This window comes from uncultured Leifsonia sp., from assembly GCF_945957465.1.
Lineage (GTDB): Bacteria > Actinomycetota > Actinomycetes > Actinomycetales > Microbacteriaceae > Leifsonia.
In genome coordinates this window covers 1-20439 of record NZ_CAMFLC010000045.1, presented here as the reverse complement: position 1 = coordinate 20439, position 20439 = coordinate 1, and the positions used below count along the sequence as shown (strand labels likewise).

Here is a 20439-nt window from a genome sequence, read left to right as displayed (position 1 = left end):
CGAGGGTTAGTCCACGGCCTTCACAGCGTGGCCGCCGAACTGGTTGCGCAGGGCCGCGACGGCCTTCATCGCCGGCGAGTCCTCCTGGCGCGAGACGAAACGCGCGAAGATCGATGCGCTGATCGTCGGGACGGGCACCGCGTTGTTCAGCGCCTCCTCGACGGTCCACCTGCCTTCGCCCGAATCCTGCACGAAGCCCTCGATGTGCTCGAACTCCGGGTCTTGCTCAAGAGCACGGACGAGCAGGTCGAGCAGCCACGAACGCACGACCGTACCGCGCTGCCATGCCTTGAAGGTGCCGGTGACGTCCTTGATGATGTCCTTGCGGGTGTCGAGGAGCTCGTATCCCTCGGCATACGCCTGCATCAGGGCGTACTCGATGCCGTTGTGCACCATCTTGGCGTAGTGGCCGGCGCCGACCTCGCCCACGTGCACGAAGCCCTCGTCGCGCGGACCTTCGGGGCGCAGTGCGTCGAAGACCGGCATGACACGCTCGACCTGCTCCTTCGAGCCTCCGACCATCAGACCGTAGCCGTTCTCGAGTCCCCAGATGCCGCCGGAGACCCCCGCGTCCATGAAATCGATGCCCTTGGGCGCAAGGAGCTCCGCGTGCTTGAAGTCTTCGGTGAACTTGGAGTTGCCTCCGTCGATGACCAGGTCGCCCTTCTCGAGCAGCGGCTCGAGCTCGGTGATCACGCCGTCGGTGATCGCGCCTGCCGGCACCATGACCCAGATGGTGCGCGGTGCCGGGAGCGCGGCGACGAGGTCGGCCAGCGTCGCGACGTCCGACACCTCGGGATTGGTGTCGTAGCCGGTGACCTCGATGCCCTTCTTCTCGAGGCGGGCGCGCATGTTGTTGCCCATACGTCCGAGACCGATGAGGCCGATGTGCATGATTGTCCTTCTTCTCTCGTGGAGCGGGACCGGGTCCTAGCGCAGCAGCAGGTTGGGCTGCAGCAGGTACTTGTACGAGTCCGAACCGGACTGGTCCTTCGACGTCTGGCTCGTGATGAGCACCGGACCCGGCTTGTTGGGGTTCTCGGTCTTGGTGAAGGAGATGCGCACGAATTCCGAGTGCACGGCACCGAGACCATCGAGCAGGAACTGCGGCTTCAACGAAACCACGGTCTCCTGGCCAGTGAGGAGAGCGTCGATGCTCTCGGATGCTTGAGCCTGCTCCGAGCCGATCGCTTCCAGCGTCAGCCCGTCGGCGGTGAAGGTGTAGCGGAGCGCGGCTTCGCGCTCGAGGACCAGCGCGACGCGTCGGGTCGCCTCGATCAGCTCCGCGGTGTTGATGACCGCGTAGTTGTCGACCTGCTCCGGGAAGAGCCGGCGCACCGGCGGGAAGTTGCCCTTGATCAGGAGCGAGGTCACGGTCTTCTTGTCGGCCGTGAAGGCGATGAGTTCGCGGTCGTCGCGGTTGGTGATCGCGATCGACACCGTGCCCGAATGGCCGAAGGTCTTGCCGATCTCTGTCAGGGTGCGCGCGGGCACGAGTGCGGTCTGCGTCTCGCCGGAGGTCGTGCCGTTGTCCCAGTCGATCTCGCGGACGGCCACTCGGTAACGGTCCGTCGCGACGAGCCCGAGCGTGTTGTCGCCGACCTCCAGCTGAACACCGGTGATCACCGGAGTCACGTCGTCACGAGAGGCGGCAACGCCCACCTGCGCAACGGCTTCTGCGAATTCCTCCGCTGGCACGAGGCCGGCTTCAGCCGATACCTGCGGGATGCTCGGGTATTCCTCGACGGGCATCGAAAGCAACGTGAAGTTCGCCGATCCGGCACGGACGACGATCTTCGACTCCTCCGTCGAGAACTGCACGGGCGCGTTGGGCAGTTTGGCCGCGATCTCGGCGAGGAGGCGCCCGGAGACCAGGACACGTCCGGGTTCCTCGACCTCGGCCGCGATCTCGGTCTGAGCCGAGACCTCGTAGTCGAAGGAGGAGAGCTGCAGGCCGCTGTCGGTGGTCTCGATCAGCACGCCGCTCAGGATGGGGAGGGTCGTGCGCTGTGGAAGAAGCTTCACAGCGAAGGAGACGGCCTCACTGAAGACATCCCGATTGGCTTGGAACTTCACGAAGTCTCCCCTGGCTCTGCGCTCGGATACGGAACGTCACAAATCCTAGCGCTTGGCCTCTGGCGCAGAAGTTGTCATTCGAGCAACCGCTTGAGGTTGTCGGCCGGCCTTAACTCAGAAGAGTTAATCATTAATGGTGTTAACCGCTGTGGAGAATGTGGATAACTCGGTGGATACCAGGAAATCAGCGGGAACTACAGCCTCGTGACTTGTTGATGACCCGTGGAGTCCGGCTGTTGACAGCGCGGGCGATCAGCGTCGGTTCGAACGGCTTTTCACAGGGCCGGACCGTCCGTCCCCATTAATCGAGCGACTTTCCGGAACTTCTCCACAAGTTATCCCCAGGTGTTAATAACGGACTCTCCCCACTCTGGGGATCAATCTGTGGATAACTTTGTGAGGCGCGACGGCGTGGCGCGCTGCGGTCACTTGCCGTAGCGGTGGTTCTGCTTGATCCGGCTGGTGAGCTCGGTCACCTGGTTGTAGATCGAGCGCCGCTCCTTCATGAGTTCGCTGATCTTCTTGTTCGCATACATCACCGTCGTGTGGTCGCGGCCGCCGAACAGCTGGCCGATCTTCGGCAACGAGAGATTGGTGAGCTCGCGGCACAGGTACATCGCGATCTGGCGAGCGGTGGCGACGGCCTGCGACCTGCTGGAACCGTAGAGATCGTCGACGCTGAGTTTGAAGTACTCGGCGGTGTTCGTGATGATGTCCGTCGGCGCGATCACATTGTCGTCGTCGAGGGTGATCAGATCCTTCAGCACGGTCTGCACCAGCGGCATGTCGACCGGGGTGCGATTCAGGCTGGCGAACGCGGTGACGCGGATGAGGGTTCCCTCGAGTTCGCGGATGTTGCTCGACACCTTCGTCGCCATGAACTCCAGGATGTCGTCGGGCACCTGGATCTTCTCGCTCTGCGCCTTCTTGCGCAGGATGGCGATGCGGGTCTCGAGGTCGGGGACCTGCACGTCGGTGATCAGACCCCACTCGAACCGCGACCGCATGCGGTCCTCGAACCCCGTCAGCATCTTGGGGGGCAGGTCGCTCGTGATGACCACCTGCTTGTTGTGGTCGTGGAGCGTGTTGAACGTGTGGAAGAAGGCCTCCTGCGTCTCGACCGCTCGTTGCAGGAATTGGATGTCGTCGATCAGCAGGATGTCGATGTTGCGGTAGCGGGCCTGGAAGGAGGAGCCCCGGTTGTTCGCGATGGAGTTGATGAAGTCGTTCGTGAACTCCTCACTCGAGACGTACCGCACGCGGATGCCGGGGTAGAGGCTCATGGCGTAGTGACCGATGGCGTGGAGGAGGTGGGTCTTGCCCAGACCCGAGTCGCCGTAGATGAACAGCGGGTTGTACGCCTTCGCAGGCGCTTCGGCCACCGCGACCGCCGCGGCGTGCGCGAACCGGTTGGACTGTCCGATGACGAAGTTGTCGAAGCTGTACTTCGAATTGAGACGTGTGTCGCCGTTGCGAGGCGGTGCGGTGATCTCGGTCGAGGGCGTCACCATGGGTGCGACGGAGTCGAGATACGGAGCGGGTTCAGGCTCGGACGGCGCTGCCATCGACTCCTGCTGGATCTCGGGGTTGACGACGATCGCGAACGTGTTGACCTCGAGGGTCTGGTCGAGCGAGCCGATGGCGTTGAGCAGGGGGACGCGGCTGCGCTGCTCGATCATGCCGCGGGTGAACTCGTTGGGCACCTCGAGATAGAAGGTGCCGGCCATGATCCCTTTGGGCTCGACGAGGCTGAGGAAGCCGTGAAGCTGGGGGGTGATGCGGTCGTCCGTCTCGAGTTTGTCGAGCACGTTCTGCCATGCCGCAGAAATGGACTCTTCGCCGCCTGCCATCGTTCCCCGTCTTCAAATTCGTGGATGCCGTCGGCCCGCCGTGAGACGAGTCGTCCCCCGTGTGACTCACGTCGGGCTGGCGGCAAGGGATGCCGCCCTGGGGTATTCACAGAGTTATCCACCGCTGTGTGTGCAATACCGTAGCGATCTCCGGCCGTTTTTGGGATGGCCTGGGGATAACTTTCGCCCTCACGCTAACTTGTCCACAGGTGGGGATCAAATTCGATTGGCGGAATACTCCGGCGCGTCGTCGGCGCGCTTCCTGCCAATCCCGTGCATAATCAAGGGTTTCGTGACGATCGGTTTGACCTCGGTCGGCCTCAGGACGTAGTTTTAATCAGTTGACTTCAGCCGTTTCGGCTGCCCAGAAACTTTCCTGGCCTCCCCGTGCTGGCCCTTTTCCTTCAGCACCGGCCTGTGAAGAGACCACCACGGAGATTGATATGAGCAAGAGAACGTTCCAGCCGAACAACCGCAAGCGCGCCAAGACCCACGGCTTCCGCCTTCGCATGCGCACCCGCGCCGGCCGTGCCATCCTGTCGGCTCGCCGCGCCAAGGGCCGCGAGAAGCTCTCGGCCTGATCCTTCGCGGATAGGCACGGCGCGTGCTCGCGAAACCCCATCGCATCACGCGGGGCGCGGACTATCGGGCGACAGTGCGGCGAGGTGCACGCTTCACCGGAGCGAACACCGTCGCGTACGTCCGGATGAACCGTGACTCCGATGTGGTGCGATTCGGTTTCATTGTGAGCAAGTCCGTGGGCAACGCGGTGGTGCGTAACCGTGTGCGTCGGCGGCTCAAGGCCGCGGCGTACCAGGTGCTGGCGCTACTCGAGCCCGCTGCTGCGGATGGTCCCGGAGTCGACATCGTCATCCGGGCTTTGCCAGCGTCCGCCCAAGTGAGGTGGGCTACCCTGCACGAAGAGGTATCGGGCGCCGCAGACCGGTTCCTCCGCCGCCGCACCACCAGTTCACGCGAAACACGTCGAAGCGTCACCACCGAAGGCAACGTCCGTCCATGAACACCGCGATCATTGCTGTGCTCCTCATTCCGAGGAATGTCGCCGTGTTGTTGCTGCGTGCCTATCGAGCGGTGATCTCGCCTCTGTACGGTGACGTGTGCCGGTACTACCCGTCCTGCTCCGCCTACGGGCTCCAGGCCATCCAGGAGCACGGCGTCATCGTCGGCAGCGTGCTCGGCGTCCGCAGGATCATCCGCTGCCACCCGTGGGCGGCAGGAGGGGTCGATGACGTTCCCCTCAAGAAGAAGCGCCGTTACCGGGTCACCCCGTTCGGATTCGTCGTCGCGACAAGCCAGGGAAAGGCCTAGCAACCAGACATGGACATCATCGGTACGATCCTCTGGCCCATCAAGTGGGTCGTCGAGCTCATCCTCGTGGCGTGGCATTGGCTGCTCACGACGGTCGGGATGGATCCGGCGGCGGGCATCACCTGGGTGCTCTCGATCGTCGGTCTGACCGTCGTCGTCCGTGCCGCGCTGATCCCGATCTTCGTCCGGCAGATCAAGAACCAGCGCCGGATGCTCGAGATCGCTCCGCAGCTCAAGAAGATCCAGGACAAGTACAAGGGCAAGAAGGACCAGTTCTCACGTGAGGCGATGTCTCGCGAGACCATGGAGCTCTACAAGAAGACGGGCACGAACCCGCTGAGCTCCTGCCTCCCCCTGCTGCTGCAGATGCCGGTCTTCTTCGCTCTGTTCCAGGTGCTGAACGGCGCCCAGAGCGGCAAAGCCGGCGTGGGTCCGCTCAACTCGACGCTGGCGCAGCAGTTCGGAAACGCGACACTCTTCGGCGTCGCCCCTCTGCACCAGAGCTTCCAGGGTGCCCTGAACGCGCACCCCCAGCAGGTCGCGGTCATGGTGATCGCCGCGGTGATGGTCGTGCTCATGACGGGATCGCAGTTCCTCACTCAGCTGCAGATCGTCTCGAAGAACATGTCGCCTGAGACGAAGGCGAGCCCGCAGTTCAAGCAGCAGCGCATCCTTCTCTACCTCCTCCCCTTCGTCTTCCTGTTCTCCGGCTTCGCCTTCCCGCTCGGGGTGATGTTCTACTGGCTCACCTCGAACCTGTGGACGATGGGACAGCAGTTCCTGGTCATCCGTAACATGCCGACTCCCGGTTCCGATGCGGCGAAGGCGCGGGAGGCACGACTCGCACGCAAAGGGAAGCTCGTGCAGGACGGCTCCGTCGTCTTGACGGTCGACGAGGCCCCGCAGCAGAAGACCACCACGCAGCGTTCTCAGCCTGTGAGTAAGAACCGGGCCAAGAAGCAGGCCGGAAAGAAGTAGGGACATGACCGACGTGCAGACCGATTTCACGCCTTCCGACGAGGAAGCCATCCACTCCCCCGCGGACGAGGTGGAGTCCGCTGGCGAGGCGGCGTCGGGGTCGGGAAACGACCTGGACCGCGAAGGTGACATCGCAGCGGACTACATCGAAGAACTGCTCGATATCGCCGACATCGACGGTGACATCGATATCGACACCCGCAACGGGCGCGCCTACATCTCGGTGAACGCCGAGGAGGGCACGAATCTCCGTCTTCTCTCGAAGCCGGATACGGTCACCGCCCTTCAGGAGCTGACCCGCCTCGCCGTGCAGAACCAGACCGGCGAGTTCTCCCGGTTGATCCTTGACATCGCCGGCTCACGGGATGCGCGCCAGGCTGAGCTTGCGACGCTGGTCGACCGGGCGATCGCCCGCATCGAAGAGGGTGCGACGGAGGCGGCCCTCCCGTCGATGTCCTCGTATGAGCGCAAGCTCGTCCACGACATCGTGTCGGAGCGCGGGTACGTGTCGAACTCGCGTGGTGAGGGTCGTGATCGCCACACGGTCATCACGCCCGCTGCGTAGTTTCACGTGAAACGGTGACTGACTCCGTCGAGACCGAACCGGCGGTCGCGCAGACCTTGTTCGATGATCGAATCGATCTTGCGCGCGCGTTCACGTCGAATCTGGTCGAACAGGGCGAGGAGCGTGGGCTGATCGGTCCGCTCGAGCTCCCCCGCATCTGGTCGCGCCATATTCTCAACTGTGCCATCGTGGCGCCGTTGCTGCGGCCGGGCACGGTGGGTGACGTTGGAAGCGGCGCCGGCCTTCCCGGGTTGGTGCTCGCTATCGCCCGTCCTGATGTTCAGTTCGTGCTCATCGAACCGATGGAGCGTCGCATCGCGTGGCTGAACGAGCAGGTGGCCGAGCTGGGCTTGGCGAACGTCACCGTTGTGCGCGGTCGGGCCGAAGACGTCCGTCTTCCTGAGCACCTCGACCAGGTCACCGCGCGCGCCGTCAGTGCGTTCCGTAAGCTGATCCCGCTGACAGCTCCCCTGCTTCGAGACGGCGGTGAGCTCGTCCTGATGAAGGGTGCCGCCGCCGCAGCGGAGGTGGACGCCGCGACGAAGGAGATGCGGAAGTTCTCGGTGCACGATGTCGAGGTTCTCACGCTCGGCGAAGGTGTCCTCCAGGACATCACACGGGTGATTAAGGCGACTGTCCGCTGAGTAAACCGCCGGTTTTCCACACCTCCGCGGTGCTGGATGGATCAGCCAGATGGGCAAGCTAGAGTTGACGAATGGTGCGCTGCGCGCTCCTGTCTTAGTTCCGCGGCCAGGCCGTGCACCGAAACAAGCGACGAGGTTTCACGTGAAACAACCTGATCAGGATGCTCCCGCTCGGGCGGGTGACACGTCCTTCGATGGGTCCACTCCCCTGGCCAGGGAAATCCAGGATCTGGCAAGGAGGAGGCAGGCAATTGCTTCGACGACCTTGCCCCTGCCGTCGCGCACACGCATCTTTACGATCTCGAATCAAAAGGGTGGGGTCGGGAAGACTACCACCGTCGTGAATCTGGCTGCGGCACTCGCAAAGTCCGGCGCCCGCGTCCTCGCCATTGATCTGGATCCGCAGGGTAATGCGTCCACCGCCTTGAGTGTCGAGCACCGTGAGGGCACGCCCAGCGTGTACGACGTGATCGTGAACGACAAGGAGCTCGAGGAAGTCATCCAGAAAAGCCCCGAGTTCGAGGGCCTCTTCGTGATCCCCGCGACCATCGACCTCGCCGGCGCCGAGATCGAGCTTGTTTCGATGGTCGCCCGGGAACAGCGTCTTGCACGCGCCCTGGGCCGGTTCCTGGACGAGTTCGACATCGATTACGTGCTGATCGACTGCCCTCCGTCGCTCGGTCTGCTCACGATCAACGCCTTCGTCGCTGCGACCGAGGTTCTCATCCCGATCCAGTGCGAGTATTACGCGCTCGAAGGACTGAGCCAGCTCCTCAAGAACATCCAGCTGATCGAGAAGCACCTCAACCCCAAGCTGCGGGTGTCTACGATCCTGCTGACCATGTACGACTCGCGAACCAATCTCGCGCACCAAGTGGCCGAGGACGTCCGTACCCACTTCCCCGACGAGGTGCTCGACACCATCATTCCCCGCTCTGTTCGGATCTCTGAGGCCCCGAGCTACGGTCAGAGCGTGATCAGCTATGACGCCAATTCGTCAGGTTCGCTCTCATATCTGGAGGCGGCCGCCGAAATCGCACGGAGAGGAGTGCCCCGGTAATGGCAGCGAAGCGTACGGGTTTGGGACGGGGTATCGGAGCGCTCATCCCGACGAGCGATCAGTCCGCGCGTCCGGTCGATGTGTTCTTCCCGGAGAGCACGGCGGTGGTGACGGAGACGCTCGTGGCGGTTCCCGGCGCCCGCTTGGCGAACCTCTCCCCTAATGACATCGTGCCCAACGCGGTACAGCCGCGCGTTGAGTTCGACCGCGAGGCGCTCGACGAGCTGGTCGCGAGTATTCGCGAGGTCGGCGTCCTGCAACCGGTAGTGGTCCGTCCCGTCTCGGGGCAGGCCGACAAGTACGAGCTGATCATGGGCGAGCGCCGCCTGCGCGCGACCAAGGAGCTCGGGCTCGAGACGATTCCGGCGGTCATCAAGGAGACGGCCGACGAGGACATGCTTCGCGATGCGCTCCTCGAGAATCTGCATCGCTCTCAGTTGAACCCGCTGGAGGAGGCATCCGCTTATCAGCAGTTGCTCGCGGACTTCGGAATCACGCAAGAGCAGCTGGCGACCCGGATCGGGCGGTCCCGCCCGCAGATCACGAACACGATCCGGCTGCTCAAGCTTCCGGCGCCGGTGCAGTCGCGCGTCGCTGCAGGCGTGCTCAGTGCAGGTCACGCGCGGGCGATTCTCTCGGTCGGTGACGACGAGGAGGCAATGGTCCGCCTCGCCGACAAGATCGTGAACGAAGACCTATCGGTGCGCGCTGCTGAGGCTGCCGCGAGTCGGACGCCTAAGCCGACACGCTCGAAGGCCTCCCCCGGAAAGCACCGTGGGCACCTCGATGAGGTGGCTGAGCGTCTCGGTGATCGACTCAATACTCGGGTCAAGATCACATTGGGAGCCCGGAAGGGACAGATAGTGGTGGACTTCGCTACGATCCAGGACCTGAATCGCATCCTGGACGAGATCGGTCAGCCGACGTACAGTTCGCCCGTCCGTTTCACGTGAAACACCGAGTCCACTCGTCTGGCGCGATTGCGCTGGGCCAGCGGGGTCGGCCGGGGGTTCCATGAAACGCTTTGTACTCTGGATCGTCGCGGGTGACGGATTTGGCTTGCTGGGGTTTCGGGCGCGTACCGGTCCATCGGCCGCTGACAACCGGCCGGCTGACGCAGAAGGCGCGTGCTTCGGCGGCTCCCCCGCCGGACCGACGCCCAACCTCACCATCGCGAAGCACGTCGATGACGACAGCGGGCGGTTCGCGGTTTCAAAAGCCGTTCTCGTTCGCTAGCGCGCGGAGATCGGCCGGGTCCACTGTCCTGAAGTAGTCTTCGCGGTCGGGCCGAGTTGGTCGGACTGACCCCGTTTCACGTGAAACCCGACGTCAGGCGTCAGCGATCGCCGCCGCAGCCAGCGTTGCGTAAACATCGCCCAAGTCGCGACCGGATGCCGCGATTGCCTGAGGCATGATCGATGTCTCGGTCAGGCCCGGGAGAACATTGGCTTCAAGGAACCAGGGCACACCGTCGGCATCGACGATCAGGTCGACCCGCGACAGGTGCCTGAGGCCGAGCGCGCTGTGCGCGGCCGTGGCTGCGGCCGCGACAGCTGCGAGCGTGTCGGGCTCCAGCCGCGCCGGGACATAGAAGCGGGTCTCCCCCGCGTTATAGCGGGCGTCGAATGTGTAGGTCCCGTCGATCGGCTCGATCTCCACCGGAGGCAGCGCGACAGGGCCGTCGCCGGTGTCGAGGACCGCCACAGACACCTCGACGCCCTCGACCTTGCGCTCGATCAGGGCAACATCGGCGTAGGTGTAGGCGTCCACCATCGCACGGGGCAGTTCGTCGGGGGCCGTGACGACCGTCACCCCCTGTGCCGAACCGCCGTGGGCGGGTTTCACGACCAGAGGCATTGCGAAAGCGGAAAGAACGGTCTCGAGAACACTGTTCGCGCCGAGCTCGCGGAACGTCTCCTTCGGCAGCGTCACGGATTCCGGGGTTGCCACGCCTGCTCGCGCGACGATCGTCTTCGCCGTGGGCTTGGACCAGGCAAGCCGCGCCGCATCCGTAGTCGAGCCCACGAAAGGAACGCCCGCCAGTTCGAGGAGCGCACGCAGGGCGCCGTCCTCTCCGCTGGACCCGTGGAGGGCCGGCCAGACGACATCGGGACGACTGTCTCGCAGATAGCCCAACAGCGCAGCGTCGGGTTCAAGCACCGTCACCCGGTGGCCAAGCGACTGCAAGCCGTCCGCCACGCGTCGCCCTGTGCGCAGCGAGACATCGCGCTCGTGGGAGATCCCGCCCGCGAGAACGACGATGTCGAGTTCTTGGTTTTCGGCCATGACCTGCTCTTTCTTTAGCGAAGATCCCGGTGCGGGCGGCTCAGTCGGGTGTAGTGCGGAGTCAGCGGAGGTCTGTCGGCGGATTCGAGCTCGTACGGTTCCCGCGGGGCGCGCTCAAAGGTCCGGTCCCCGCGAACGTGTCCAGAAGATCCTGTTCGCCGTTGATGACATTGGCGAGGCGCCGCACGCCGATCTTGATGTTTTCGGGGGTCGGATAGCAGAACGACAGCCGGATGTTCTGGGCTCCGGAGCCGTCGCCATAGAAGGCCGTTCCGGGAGTGTAGGCGACCAGCTCCGTCACCGCGCGCGGAAGCATCGCCTTGGAGTCGAGGTGGGACGGAAGAGTCAGCCAGACGTAGAAGCCGCCGTTCGGATCGGTCCAGGACAGCTCGGGCAGGTATTCCTGCAATGCGGAGATCATCGCCTCCTTGCGCTCACGGTACACACCGCGGAAGGTGTCGATCTGCCCCCTCCAGTCGGCGTTGTTCAAGTACTCGGAGATGACGAGCTGACTGAACGAGCTCGGACTGAGCACGGCCGCCTCGTTCGCCAGGATCAGCTTCTCGCGGATCGCGTGCGGCGCAAGAGCCCAGCCCACCCGGAAGCCGGGCGCCAGCGTCTTCGAGAAGGTGCCCAAGTACACGACACCCTCGCGTTCGACGGACCGCATCGCCGCGGGCGGCTTGTCGCCGAAATACAGCAGGCCGTAAGGATTGTCCTCCAAGACGAGGATGTCGTTCTGCCGTGCGATCTCGAGGATCTCGAGCCGGCGCTCCCACGACAGCGTCACACCGGCCGGGTTGTGGAAGGTCGGGACGGTGTAGAGGAACTTCACTCGTCGTCCGGCGGCCTTGAGACGGGCGATGTGCTCCCGCAGCGCCTCGGGGATCAGACCGTGCTCGTCCATCGGGACGTGGTCGACCTCCGCCTGGTAGGAGCGGAAGATCACCATGGCTGTCACATAGCTGGGACCCTCCGCCAGCACGACATCGCCCGGGTCGATGAACAGCTTGCTGAACAGCTCGAGAGCGTGCTGGGAACCGGTGGTCACGATCACGTCATCCGCGCTGCCGCTGATCCCCTCGAGCGCCATCACATCGAGGATCTGCTCGCGCAGAGCGGGAACGCCCTGGCCGGACCCGTACTGGAGGGCGACGGGGCCCCGCTCGCGCATGACCCGCTCCATCGCGCCCATCACCAGGTCGTCGGGTAACGCCGCGACGTACGGCATGCCGCCGGCCAGCGAAACCACCTCGGGGCGGCTGGCGACGGCGAACAAGGCTCGGACCTCACTGGCGGCCAGGCCGCCCGTGCGCTGCGCGTAGTGGTTGTACCACGGGTCCAAATTGTTGCCCTGCTGACGCGGGCTGCCCTGTTCTGTCACGAATCGGTCCGTTTCTCGTGTCGTTCATTCATGCTAGGGGGGCGACGCATCCCTCTGGAAATCGAAGGGGTCATGAAACGCAGAAGACCCGTCCGGCGCGATGAGCGCCGGACGGGTCTGACAGTGCGGGGAGCTGCCTGGCGGTCGCGCTACGCCAGGTAGGCGGCCAGATCCTGCTCGAGGGCGGGCTTCGGCTTGGCGCCGATGACGGTCTTGACGACCTCTCCGCCCTGGTACACCTTCATCGCCGGGATGGAGGTGATCTGGTACTTCGCCGCGGTCTGCGGGTTCTCGTCCACATTGAGCTTGACGATCTCGATCTTGTCCGCGTGCTCGGCGGCGATCTGGTCGAGGATCGGGCCGACAGCGCGACAGGGACCGCACCACTCCGCCCAGAAGTCGACGAGGACGGTCTTTCCGCTGTTGAGGACGTCCTGCTCGAAAGTGGCGTCCGTCACGGAACGTGCTGCTGACATTGTTGTGATTCTCCTTATGCGGTGGTCGTGAGTTCGAGATCGCCGGATGCGCCCTCGGCGCGCTCCAGCAGGTCTGCGGGAAGAGTCGTCAGATAGTGCTCTGCGTCGAGAGCCGCGACCGTGCCCGATGCCGCGGCGGTGACCGCCTGACGGTAGCTGGGGTCGATCACGTCGCCCGCGGCGAACACGCCCGCGACCTTCGTCTTGGACGTCCGGCCGGCGACCGCGATGGTCCCCTCCGGAGTCAGGTCGAGCTGCCCGTGCACCAGGTGCACGCGCGGGTCGTTGCCGATCGCGATGAACAGACCCTGCAGCTCGAGCTCGCTCTGCTCGCCGGTCTGCAGATCGCGGAGGGTCACGCTCCTGACCTGCTCATCGCCGTTGATGCCGACGACCTCGGAGTTCCAGATGAACTCGATCTTCTCGTTGGCGAACGCGCGGTCCTGCATGATCTTGGAGGCGCGCAGCGAGTCGCGACGGTGGATGACGTACACCTTGTCCGCGAAGCGGGTCAGGAAGTTCGCCTCCTCCATCGCGGAGTCACCACCGCCGACCACGGCGATCGTGCGCTCGCGGAAGAAGAAGCCGTCGCAGGTGGCGCACCACGACACTCCGTGACCGGACAACCGGTCTTCGTCTTCGAGACCGAGCTTGCGGTACGCGGACCCGGTCGCGAAGATCACGGCCAGCGCCTCGTGCACGGCGCCCGATCCGAGCGTCACCGTCTTGACATCACCCGACAGGTCGACCGACACCACGTCGTCCAGGACCACCTCGGTGCCGAACTTCTCGGCCTGAGCCTGCATCTTGAACATGAGGTCGGGGCCCATGATGCCGTCGGGGAAACCCGGGAAGTTCTCGACCTCGGTGGTGTTCATGAGCTCGCCGCCGGCCTCGACCGAGGAGGCGATCAGCAGCGGCTTGAGGTTGGCGCGCGCGGCATAGATGGCCGCGGTGTAACCGGCAGGGCCGGAACCGATGATGATGATCTGCCGCACGGCGGAACTCCTTGATGGTCTGCGGTGCTCCCGACCGGAGGCACCGACCTGTAGAACACATCCTAGGCGGATGCTATTCCGTGTCACCTGCGAGCTGCGGAACGGGCAGCGGCGCGGTCCAGAACCGGTGCCAGCCCGGCCTCCAGATCGCGCGAGCGGAGGATGCCGAGCGAGCCGACGTAGACGATCAGCATGACGATGCCGATCACCGCGGAGGCGACGATCGCCGTGATCGGGTTGCGGACGGGGAACGCTCCGGGCGACACCCCGCCGAGGATGACGAGGAAGCCGGCGCCGGCGACGACCGCGGCGCCGGCCGCCAGGAGGAACCGCCACAGCGAACCGAAGATCCGCGTGCCGTCCACTCCCCCGGTTCGCCGGCGCAGCAGCCAGAACGCCAGAACGGCCTGCAGAAGGCTCGCCAGCGAGACGACCAACGCGACGGAGGCCGCGCGCACCGACGGCGGGACGGCGAAGCAGCCGAGCACGCCGGCGACGATCACCCCGACCTGGGCGAGCGTGAAGAGAAAAGGCGTGCGCGTGTCGCCGAGTGAGTAGAACGCGCGCTGCGCCATGAAGACCAGCGAGAACGGGACCAGGCCGATCAGATAGGCGATGAGGACGAGGCCCATCGCCTGATAGTCCGACGTGAAGACTCGGGCGATCGGGTACGCCGCCACGATGAGCACCGCGGACGACAGCACGATGAACAGCATGATCGAGCGCGCGGCGGAGGAGAAGTCCTGCCGGAAGGACTCGACCGCACCCTCGTGGGCGTGCTCGGCCATCCGGGTGTAGAAGGCCGTGACGATCGAGACCGCGATGATGCCGTGCGGGAGCGTGAAGATCAGCCAGGCGTTCTGCATGACGAACGTTCCGGCGAACTGCGGGCCGGCGGAGTTCGAGACGTTGACCTCGATCAGGCCGGCGAGCTGCGTCGCGATGAGCATCCCGAGCGTCCACCCCGCCGCCTTGCCTGCGGTGCCGAGGTTGACTCCGCGCCATCCGAAGTCGAACCGGAAACGGAGGCCGACCCGCCGCCAGAACACGAACAGGATCAGCGCCTGCACGGCGATCCCGAGCGTGGCTCCCCCCGCCAGGAGCGCGATCATCCAGAACGACCATGACGTGCCGTGCGCGCCGCGCGACGACGTGCCGAAAGCCGCGATGAACGCCACGAGCAACGTGATCGCGACGATGTTGTTGACGACGGGCGCCCAGGTGAAGGGGCCGAACGACTTGCGCGCGTTGAGCACCTCGCCCAGCAGGGTGTACAGCCCCAGGAAGAAGATCTGCGGCAGCGACCAGTAGGCGAACGCCGTGGCGAGATCGCGCTGCTCGGGAGGGACGCCGAAGAGAGCGATCAGCGCGGGAGCGAGGAAGGTCGCGACCACCGCCGTCACGGCGAACACGACCATGCCGAGCGTTACGAGCTTGTTGATGTAGGCACGTCCGCCATCGGGATTCACCGACGCACGTACGATCTGCGGCACCAGGATCGCGTTCAGGATGCCCTGAGCGATGATCGCGTACAGACTGTTCGGAATGGCGGTCGCCGTGCCGTACGCGTTCGCGGCGAACGACACCGCCCCGATCGCCTGCACGAGCAGCCAGGCCTTGGCGAAACCGAGGAGCCTCGACACGAGGGTTCCGGAGGCGAGCATCGCGCTCGCGCGACCCACGCTAGCCATTCGATCCTCCCGGATCGGAGGGTGTGCGGCGTTCGCGCGCGGCGGTCGTCTCGGCGGCGTCCGCGTCGCCGGCCTCATCGTCGGAGCTCTCATCGTCGGGGCTCTCGTCGTCGGGGCTCTCGTCGTCGCGGCCCTCTGCGTCGCGGCCCTCTGCGTCGTCGGCGGTTCGTCGCTGATCACGACGGCGGAGGATGTTGCGCACGATCCCGAAACCGAAGAGCAGCACCACCAGCACGCCGAAGATGAGCGCGCCGATGCCCTCCCAGTCCGCGTGGACCTCCACCGTGACCGAACTCGGGTCGCCGATGGGAACGCCCGTCGGACTGTACAACTGCAGCGAGAGCACCACCTGCCCGTTGCCCACCTTGGCTTTCACCGGTACGAGCATCGTCGCCCGGGAATCCTGGGGGATGGTCTTGCTCGTGGACTGGTCGATCTCGAGGCGGCTGTTGGACGGCGAGGCGTTGAGGACGACGGTGACGGCTTCGTTCGGCAGCTCGTTGCTCACGGTGAATGGAATCGAGCCCTGCGCGCTCACGAGATTGATGTTCTCGGTGGGAAGGATGTGCACGGCGTGCAGCGTCCTGACCGTCGTTCTTCTGCTCGCCGCCACCGCCGCCGTCCAATCCGACCGCGGACTCTGCCACGAGACGGCGAGCAAGGTGAGGAGCTGCGCGCGCGTGCGGCCTGTCAACGTGGACGGATCGGCGAGGATGGACGCGAACTGGTCGATGGACTTCTCGTCCTGAAGCAGGGTGCGGATGGCGTCGATCCGCGCCTGCGACTCGGGGGAGTCGGCGAGCGCGAGCTCGGACGACTGCTGTGCGGCCAGCACGGCCGGGAACGTGGACGGCGTCGACCAGGGGTTGGAGAACAGGGCGTCGAGCGTCCGCTGGAGTTGGGTGCCGCTCGACGGCCAGGACCGGTCGAGTGCGATGAGGAGGTGACGCGGGGCGGAGCCTTCGGAGCTGATGAGCTGCAACTGCGCGTTCAGCTTCGACATGGCGGCGTTCCACGCGAGGTCGCTCGGTGCGGAGACAGCCTGGCGGAGGGCGTCGGACAGGCGCTGGTCGGTGACCGCGAGAGTGGAGGATCCCGAGCGGGTCGGGGCGTTGGGGGTGGAGTCGAGCTTCGCCGAATTCGTGTTGCTCCCCGAGACGATCACCGTCCCGAGACCGGCGGCTGCCAGAGGGGCGAGGTCGGCGGCACGGGTCGTCCCGTCGCCCGGCCAGGCGACGCCCGCGAGGGTGTAGTCCCACGCGAGCAGACGAGAGAGCGTCGGAAGAGTCGGTCCAGCGCCGGGTGTCGGAGTGGGGCTGGGCGTCGCCGCGGGTGTCGCGGTCGGCGTCTGCGGCTCGCCGATCGCCGTGGGCGTCGGGTTGAAGTTCTTGGGGTCGACCGCGTAACCGAGCGCGGTCGGCTGCAACGGCGCCGGGAGGCCCGCCTGGATCTGGCCGGTGACGTCGGCATCCCCGTAACCGAGAGAGAAGGTGTCATTGGGGAGCGCGCTCAGGCGTCCGAGCCACGCCGTCGCGCTCGCCGGGGCGGCATTGCCGAGAGCGCGGATCGAGGCGATGATCATCGGGTCGATGCCGACCGTGACGGTGCTGTGGTTCTCCAGGCCGTCGAGGTCGCGCGTGAGCACGCCGGTCGGCCCCGTGTAGGTGGCGAGGTCCTGCGCGGAGATGAGCCCGTCCCCGGTGGACGGGCTCACGACGGGCATGACGACCCCGATCTCTGCGCGCGTCGCCGCCCCGCCCGGGTACCAGACCACGGATCCGCGCGCCTCGACGGTGCGATCGCCCTCTGCGACCGTCGCCCCGATCCCGAAGACGGCGGATGTCGGACGGGAGCCGAAGGGCACGGCAGCCGCGGGAACCGGGACACGCACGTCGGTGTTCGATCCCGGCTCGAGGACGGGAACGGAGACCCGCCCGAGCTGGACGCGGTCACTGACCTGGGAGGTCGACGACAGCCAGGAGCTCAGCTCGTTGCGTGAGGCCCGTGGCTCGGGGTCGTACCAGAGTGTCACCGATCCGGCCGTGTAAGCGGCGCTCGTCGGGTTGCTCACCGCGACGGTGGCGATCAGATCCTGCCCGGGCGACAGGATTCCCGCGCCCGAGGTGGAGATCGTGGCGGTGATCGACGCTCCGGCTGCTGCGCGGACGGGCGAGGAGAGCGTCGTGGTCGTCGTCGCCGCCGTGCCGGGGGCCGCAGCGGTCGAGAGAAGGGTCGCCAGCACCACCGCGGCGCCGGTGAGCGCAGCACGGAATCGGGTGCCCCGAAGGGAGAGGCCGGGTACCCTCATGCGCCCACGCACGATCCCGGTTCCGCCTCCATGTCGACGATTCTAGAGGCCGCCCCCTGTGAGCCCGACGAGCACCGCGGACGCGCAGAGCGGGCGCACGTCCACGGCTCCCGTTAAAATGAGGCACCATGCAGTCCGTCGCCGAATCCCTCGAACGTCTCGGCGCCCTGGCGACGACACCGACCGTGGACCGCCTCGCACAGGCGTTCGCGACGGCCGGTCACGAGCTCTCCCTCGTGGGGGGCCCGGTGCGCGACGCACTCCTGGGCCGCGACGTGCACGATCTCGACTTCACCACGGACGCGCGGCCGGAGGACATCCTGCGGGTCGTCGATCCGCTCGCCGACGCGGTCTGGGACATCGGCCGCGCCTTCGGAACGATCGGCGCGCGGATCGGCGACGACACCGTCGAGATCACGACCTACCGGAGCGACAGCTACGACGGCGCCAGCCGTAAGCCGGAGGTGCAGTTCGGCGACACGCTCGAGGGCGATCTCCTGCGCCGCGACTTCACCGTCAACGCCCTGGCCCTCCGGCTTCCGGAGGTGCGGCTCATCGACCCGTCCGGTGGCGTGGAGGACCTCATCGCCCGGCGCATCACCACTCCGTCGACCCCGGCGGTCTCGTTCGGAGACGATCCCCTGCGGATGATGCGCGCGGCGCGCTTCGCCGCCCAACTCGGCTTCGTCGTCGACGACGAGACGCGCGCGGCGATGACGGACATGGCGGAGCGCATCGGGATCGTGAGTGCGGAGCGGGTGCGCGATGAGCTGACGAAGCTCGTGCAGGCCGATGAGCCGAGGCCCGGCATCGAGCTGCTCGTCGAGACGGGACTGGCCGACCACGTCCTCCCCGAGGTGCCCGCGCTGCGACTCGAGGTCGACGAGCACCACCACCACAAGGATGTGTACCAGCACAGTCTGACGGTGCTCGACCAGGCGATCGGCTATGAGAAGGAACGCCATCCCGGAACGGCCCCCGATCTGGTGCTGCGTCTGGCTGCGCTGCTGCACGACATCGGCAAGCCGGCCACCCGCCGTTTCGAGCCCGGTGGGGCCGTCAGCTTCTATCACCACGACCTCGTGGGGGCGAAGCTCGCGAAGAAGCGCCTGACGGCGCTGCGTTTCGACAAGTCGACCATCGATTCCGTTGCGCGCCTGATCGAGCTGCACCTCCGCTTCTTCGGCTACTCCGACGCCCACTGGACCGACTCTGCGGTCCGTCGGTACGTGCGGGATGCGGGCGGCGAGCTGGAGCGGCTGCACATGCTGACCAGGGCCGACGTGACGACGCGCAATCGCCGCAAAGCCGATCGGCTCGGATTCGCCTACGACGACCTGGAACGGCGGATCGCCGAGCTCAAGGCCCAGGAGGAGCTCGACGCCGTCCGCCCTGACCTGGACGGGGAGCAGGTCATGCGCATCCTGGGCCTGCGGCCCGGGCGCGAGGTCGGGCAGGCGCTCCGTTTCCTTCTCGAGCTGCGCCTCGACGAGGGTCCTCTCGGCGAGGAGGAGGCCACGCGACGCCTCCACGCGTGGTGGACCGCGCAGCAATCTCCTGCACAGTGAGGTCGTGGTCCGAGTTCTCCACGGATTCGGGCCGAGCCGCGTCGTACGGCCGGTGGGGTCGCGAAGCTGGGTGCATGAGCACGACAGACACCTGCACGCAGCGCCCCGGTTGGCGCGGAACAACCGCATCCGCTACCCTTGGTAAGTTGCCCGGGCGGAGTCCTGCCCACGCAACCGATGTACAACCCTCCTGCTGCAGAACGTCTGCAGCCGCTGAGACCAGAGGAGGTGGGTTAGTCATGCATCAGTACGAGTTGATGGTCATCCTCGATCCCGAGATCGATGAGCGCACCGTTGCTCCCAGCCTTGACAAGTTCCTCAACGTCGTTCGTAACGACGGCGGAACGATCGACAACGTCGACATCTGGGGCCGCCGCCGCCTGGCGTACGAGATCAACAAGAAGTCCGAGGGCATCTACGCCGTCGTGCAGCTCACCGCGACCGGTGACACCACGAAGGAGCTCGACCGCCAGCTGAAGCTCAGCGAGGCCGTCATGCGCACCAAGGTGCTCCGCGCCGAGGAGGCCATCGCCCAGGTCGCCGCCGCTCAGCAGCGCGCCGACGAGAAGGCCGCCCGCAAGGCCGCTTCCTCCTCCGAGAAGGCCGGCGCCTAGTCCGATGGCCGGCGAGACCGTCATCACCGTGGTGGGCAACCTCACGGCCGACCCCGAGCTGCGCTATACGCAGAACGGGCTGGCTGTCGCCAACTTCACCATCGCATCCACGCCCCGCACGTTCGACCGTCAGGCGAACGAGTGGAAGGACGGTGAGGCACTGTTCCTGCGTGCGAGCGTCTGGCGCGAGTTCGCCGAGCACGTCGCAGGCTCGCTGACCAAGGGGTCCCGGGTGATCGCCCAGGGTCGGCTCAAGCAGCGGTCCTACGAGACGAAAGAGGGCGAGAAGCGCACCTCGATCGAGCTCGAGATCGATGAGATCGGCCCGTCGCTGCGTTACGCCACCGCCCAGGTGACTCGTACGCAGTCGTCTCGTGGCCCTGGCGGCTTCGGCGGCGGTGCTCCCGCTGTCGAGGAGCCGTGGGCCGCGTCCGCGCCGGCTGACCCGTCCGCGGGCGCAGACGTGTGGAACACTCCGGGCTCCTACAACGACGAGACCCCGTTCTAACGGGTCCTTATAACTGAGTTTGCCTGACAGGCCAGAGCCGCGTCAGGCGGAAAGCAAAGGAAATCATGGCTGGAAAGTCGAGCGGCGACCGCCGCAAGCCGATC

20 protein-coding genes are annotated in these 20439 nt (G+C 65.8%); 11 read left to right on the top strand and 9 right to left on the bottom strand.

The window, feature by feature from the left end; genetic code table 11:
* Nucleotides 1–6: 6 nt before the first annotated feature.
* The 3 genes from gnd to dnaA form a co-directional block, all read right to left on the bottom strand.
* Nucleotides 7–894, bottom strand: a complete 888-nt coding sequence (gene gnd / locus Q0Q23_RS16225; RefSeq protein WP_295126410.1) for a phosphogluconate dehydrogenase (NAD(+)-dependent, decarboxylating) — start codon at nucleotides 892–894, stop codon at nucleotides 7–9.
* Nucleotides 895–930: 36 nt separating this feature from the next.
* Nucleotides 931–2076: a DNA polymerase III subunit beta gene (gene dnaN, locus Q0Q23_RS16220; protein ID WP_295126407.1), complete on the bottom strand. Its 1146-nt coding sequence runs from the start codon at nucleotides 2074–2076 to the stop codon at nucleotides 931–933.
* A gap of 425 nt (nucleotides 2077–2501) precedes the next feature.
* Complete coding sequence (gene dnaA / locus Q0Q23_RS16215; protein WP_295126404.1) at nucleotides 2502–3926, bottom strand: chromosomal replication initiator protein DnaA; 1425 nt, start codon at nucleotides 3924–3926, stop codon at nucleotides 2502–2504.
* A 443-nt stretch (nucleotides 3927–4369) separates the two neighbouring features.
* Between dnaA and rpmH the strand changes: the two genes are divergently transcribed.
* The 8 genes from rpmH to Q0Q23_RS16175 all read left to right on the top strand — a co-directional run bounded on the left by rpmH (nucleotide 4370) and on the right by Q0Q23_RS16175 (nucleotide 9455).
* Complete coding sequence (rpmH, locus tag Q0Q23_RS16210; RefSeq protein WP_055922080.1) at nucleotides 4370–4507, top strand: 50S ribosomal protein L34; 138 nt, start codon at nucleotides 4370–4372, stop codon at nucleotides 4505–4507.
* A gap of 23 nt (nucleotides 4508–4530) precedes the next feature.
* Complete coding sequence (gene rnpA, locus Q0Q23_RS16205; protein ID WP_295126397.1) at nucleotides 4531–4947, top strand: ribonuclease P protein component; 417 nt, start codon at nucleotides 4531–4533, stop codon at nucleotides 4945–4947.
* Nucleotides 4944–5255 (top strand): membrane protein insertion efficiency factor YidD, encoded by a 312-nt coding sequence (yidD, locus tag Q0Q23_RS16200; protein WP_295126394.1) that lies wholly within the window; start codon nucleotides 4944–4946, stop codon nucleotides 5253–5255. The genes rnpA and yidD overlap by 4 nt, the downstream gene beginning before the upstream one ends.
* A gap of 9 nt (nucleotides 5256–5264) precedes the next feature.
* The gene (gene yidC, locus Q0Q23_RS16195; RefSeq protein WP_295126391.1) at nucleotides 5265–6233 is read left to right on the top strand and encodes a membrane protein insertase YidC; all 969 of its coding nucleotides are present in this window, start codon (nucleotides 5265–5267) and stop codon (nucleotides 6231–6233) included.
* A gap of 4 nt (nucleotides 6234–6237) precedes the next feature.
* The gene (locus tag Q0Q23_RS16190; RefSeq protein ID WP_295126388.1) at nucleotides 6238–6798 is read left to right on the top strand and encodes a R3H domain-containing nucleic acid-binding protein; all 561 of its coding nucleotides are present in this window, start codon (nucleotides 6238–6240) and stop codon (nucleotides 6796–6798) included.
* Nucleotides 6799–6812: 14 nt separating this feature from the next.
* Nucleotides 6813–7442, top strand: a complete 630-nt coding sequence (gene rsmG, locus Q0Q23_RS16185; RefSeq protein WP_295126385.1) for a 16S rRNA (guanine(527)-N(7))-methyltransferase RsmG — start codon at nucleotides 6813–6815, stop codon at nucleotides 7440–7442.
* A gap of 142 nt (nucleotides 7443–7584) precedes the next feature.
* Nucleotides 7585–8502 carry a ParA family protein gene (locus Q0Q23_RS16180; protein WP_295126382.1) on the top strand — a complete coding sequence of 306 codons (918 nt, stop codon included), beginning with the start codon at nucleotides 7585–7587 and terminating at the stop codon, nucleotides 8500–8502.
* A complete protein-coding gene (locus Q0Q23_RS16175) occupies nucleotides 8502–9455 on the top strand; it encodes a ParB/RepB/Spo0J family partition protein (RefSeq protein ID WP_295126379.1) in 954 nt (317 codons plus the stop codon). The genes Q0Q23_RS16180 and Q0Q23_RS16175 overlap by 1 nt, the downstream gene beginning before the upstream one ends.
* Nucleotides 9456–9831: 376 nt before the next feature.
* Here the strand turns inward: Q0Q23_RS16175 and Q0Q23_RS16170 are convergent, their stop codons facing one another.
* The 6 genes from Q0Q23_RS16170 to Q0Q23_RS16145 form a co-directional block, all read right to left on the bottom strand.
* Complete coding sequence (locus Q0Q23_RS16170) at nucleotides 9832–10788, bottom strand: D-alanine--D-alanine ligase (protein ID WP_295126376.1); 957 nt, start codon at nucleotides 10786–10788, stop codon at nucleotides 9832–9834.
* A 61-nt stretch (nucleotides 10789–10849) separates the two neighbouring features.
* Complete coding sequence (locus Q0Q23_RS16165; protein WP_295126373.1) at nucleotides 10850–12172, bottom strand: PLP-dependent aminotransferase family protein; 1323 nt, start codon at nucleotides 12170–12172, stop codon at nucleotides 10850–10852.
* A gap of 149 nt (nucleotides 12173–12321) precedes the next feature.
* A complete protein-coding gene (gene trxA, locus Q0Q23_RS16160) occupies nucleotides 12322–12648 on the bottom strand; it encodes a thioredoxin (RefSeq protein ID WP_055922107.1) in 327 nt (108 codons plus the stop codon).
* Between the two features lie 14 nt (nucleotides 12649–12662).
* Nucleotides 12663–13646, bottom strand: a complete 984-nt coding sequence (gene trxB / locus Q0Q23_RS16155) for a thioredoxin-disulfide reductase (protein WP_295126367.1) — start codon at nucleotides 13644–13646, stop codon at nucleotides 12663–12665.
* 83 nt (nucleotides 13647–13729) lie between these two features.
* Nucleotides 13730–15337, bottom strand: a complete 1608-nt coding sequence (murJ, locus tag Q0Q23_RS16150) for a murein biosynthesis integral membrane protein MurJ (protein WP_295126364.1) — start codon at nucleotides 15335–15337, stop codon at nucleotides 13730–13732.
* Nucleotides 15330–17645: a DUF6049 family protein gene (locus tag Q0Q23_RS16145; RefSeq protein ID WP_295126361.1), complete on the bottom strand. Its 2316-nt coding sequence runs from the start codon at nucleotides 17643–17645 to the stop codon at nucleotides 15330–15332. Before Q0Q23_RS16145 ends, murJ begins: the two co-directional genes overlap by 8 nt.
* 128 nt (nucleotides 17646–17773) lie before the next feature.
* Between Q0Q23_RS16145 and Q0Q23_RS16140 the strand changes: the two genes are divergently transcribed.
* The 3 genes from Q0Q23_RS16140 to Q0Q23_RS16130 all read left to right on the top strand — a co-directional run bounded on the left by Q0Q23_RS16140 (nucleotide 17774) and on the right by Q0Q23_RS16130 (nucleotide 20335).
* Complete coding sequence (locus Q0Q23_RS16140; RefSeq protein WP_295126359.1) at nucleotides 17774–19213, top strand: CCA tRNA nucleotidyltransferase; 1440 nt, start codon at nucleotides 17774–17776, stop codon at nucleotides 19211–19213.
* 239 nt (nucleotides 19214–19452) lie between these two features.
* The gene (gene rpsF / locus Q0Q23_RS16135; protein ID WP_055922121.1) at nucleotides 19453–19827 is read left to right on the top strand and encodes a 30S ribosomal protein S6; all 375 of its coding nucleotides are present in this window, start codon (nucleotides 19453–19455) and stop codon (nucleotides 19825–19827) included.
* A gap of 4 nt (nucleotides 19828–19831) precedes the next feature.
* The gene (locus Q0Q23_RS16130) at nucleotides 19832–20335 is read left to right on the top strand and encodes a single-stranded DNA-binding protein (RefSeq protein ID WP_179604164.1); all 504 of its coding nucleotides are present in this window, start codon (nucleotides 19832–19834) and stop codon (nucleotides 20333–20335) included.
* Nucleotides 20336–20439: the final 104 nt, after the last annotated feature.

Bases quoted from the DNA above. Each gene is read 5' to 3' on its own strand.
- Q0Q23_RS16190 (WP_295126388.1), top strand. From the start codon at position 6,238: ATGACCGACGTGCAGACCGATTTCACGCCTTCCGACGAGGAAGCCATC.
- Q0Q23_RS16130 (WP_179604164.1), top strand. From the start codon at position 19,832: ATGGCCGGCGAGACCGTCATCACCGTGGTGGGCAACCTCACGGCCGAC.
- Q0Q23_RS16140 (WP_295126359.1), top strand. From the start codon at position 17,774: ATGCAGTCCGTCGCCGAATCCCTCGAACGTCTCGGCGCCCTGGCGACG.
- dnaA (WP_295126404.1), bottom strand. From the start codon at position 3,926: ATGGCAGGCGGCGAAGAGTCCATTTCTGCGGCATGGCAGAACGTGCTC.
- rpsF (WP_055922121.1), top strand. From the start codon at position 19,453: ATGCATCAGTACGAGTTGATGGTCATCCTCGATCCCGAGATCGATGAG.
- yidC (WP_295126391.1), top strand. From the start codon at position 5,265: ATGGACATCATCGGTACGATCCTCTGGCCCATCAAGTGGGTCGTCGAG.
- Q0Q23_RS16170 (WP_295126376.1), bottom strand. From the start codon at position 10,788: ATGGCCGAAAACCAAGAACTCGACATCGTCGTTCTCGCGGGCGGGATC.
- murJ (WP_295126364.1), bottom strand. From the start codon at position 15,337: ATGGCTAGCGTGGGTCGCGCGAGCGCGATGCTCGCCTCCGGAACCCTC.
- gnd (WP_295126410.1), bottom strand. From the start codon at position 894: ATGCACATCGGCCTCATCGGTCTCGGACGTATGGGCAACAACATGCGC.
- rpmH (WP_055922080.1), top strand. From the start codon at position 4,370: ATGAGCAAGAGAACGTTCCAGCCGAACAACCGCAAGCGCGCCAAGACC.
- trxA (WP_055922107.1), bottom strand. From the start codon at position 12,648: ATGTCAGCAGCACGTTCCGTGACGGACGCCACTTTCGAGCAGGACGTC.
- Q0Q23_RS16145 (WP_295126361.1), bottom strand. From the start codon at position 17,645: ATGAGGGTACCCGGCCTCTCCCTTCGGGGCACCCGATTCCGTGCTGCG.
- yidD (WP_295126394.1), top strand. From the start codon at position 4,944: ATGAACACCGCGATCATTGCTGTGCTCCTCATTCCGAGGAATGTCGCC.
- Q0Q23_RS16175 (WP_295126379.1), top strand. From the start codon at position 8,502: ATGGCAGCGAAGCGTACGGGTTTGGGACGGGGTATCGGAGCGCTCATC.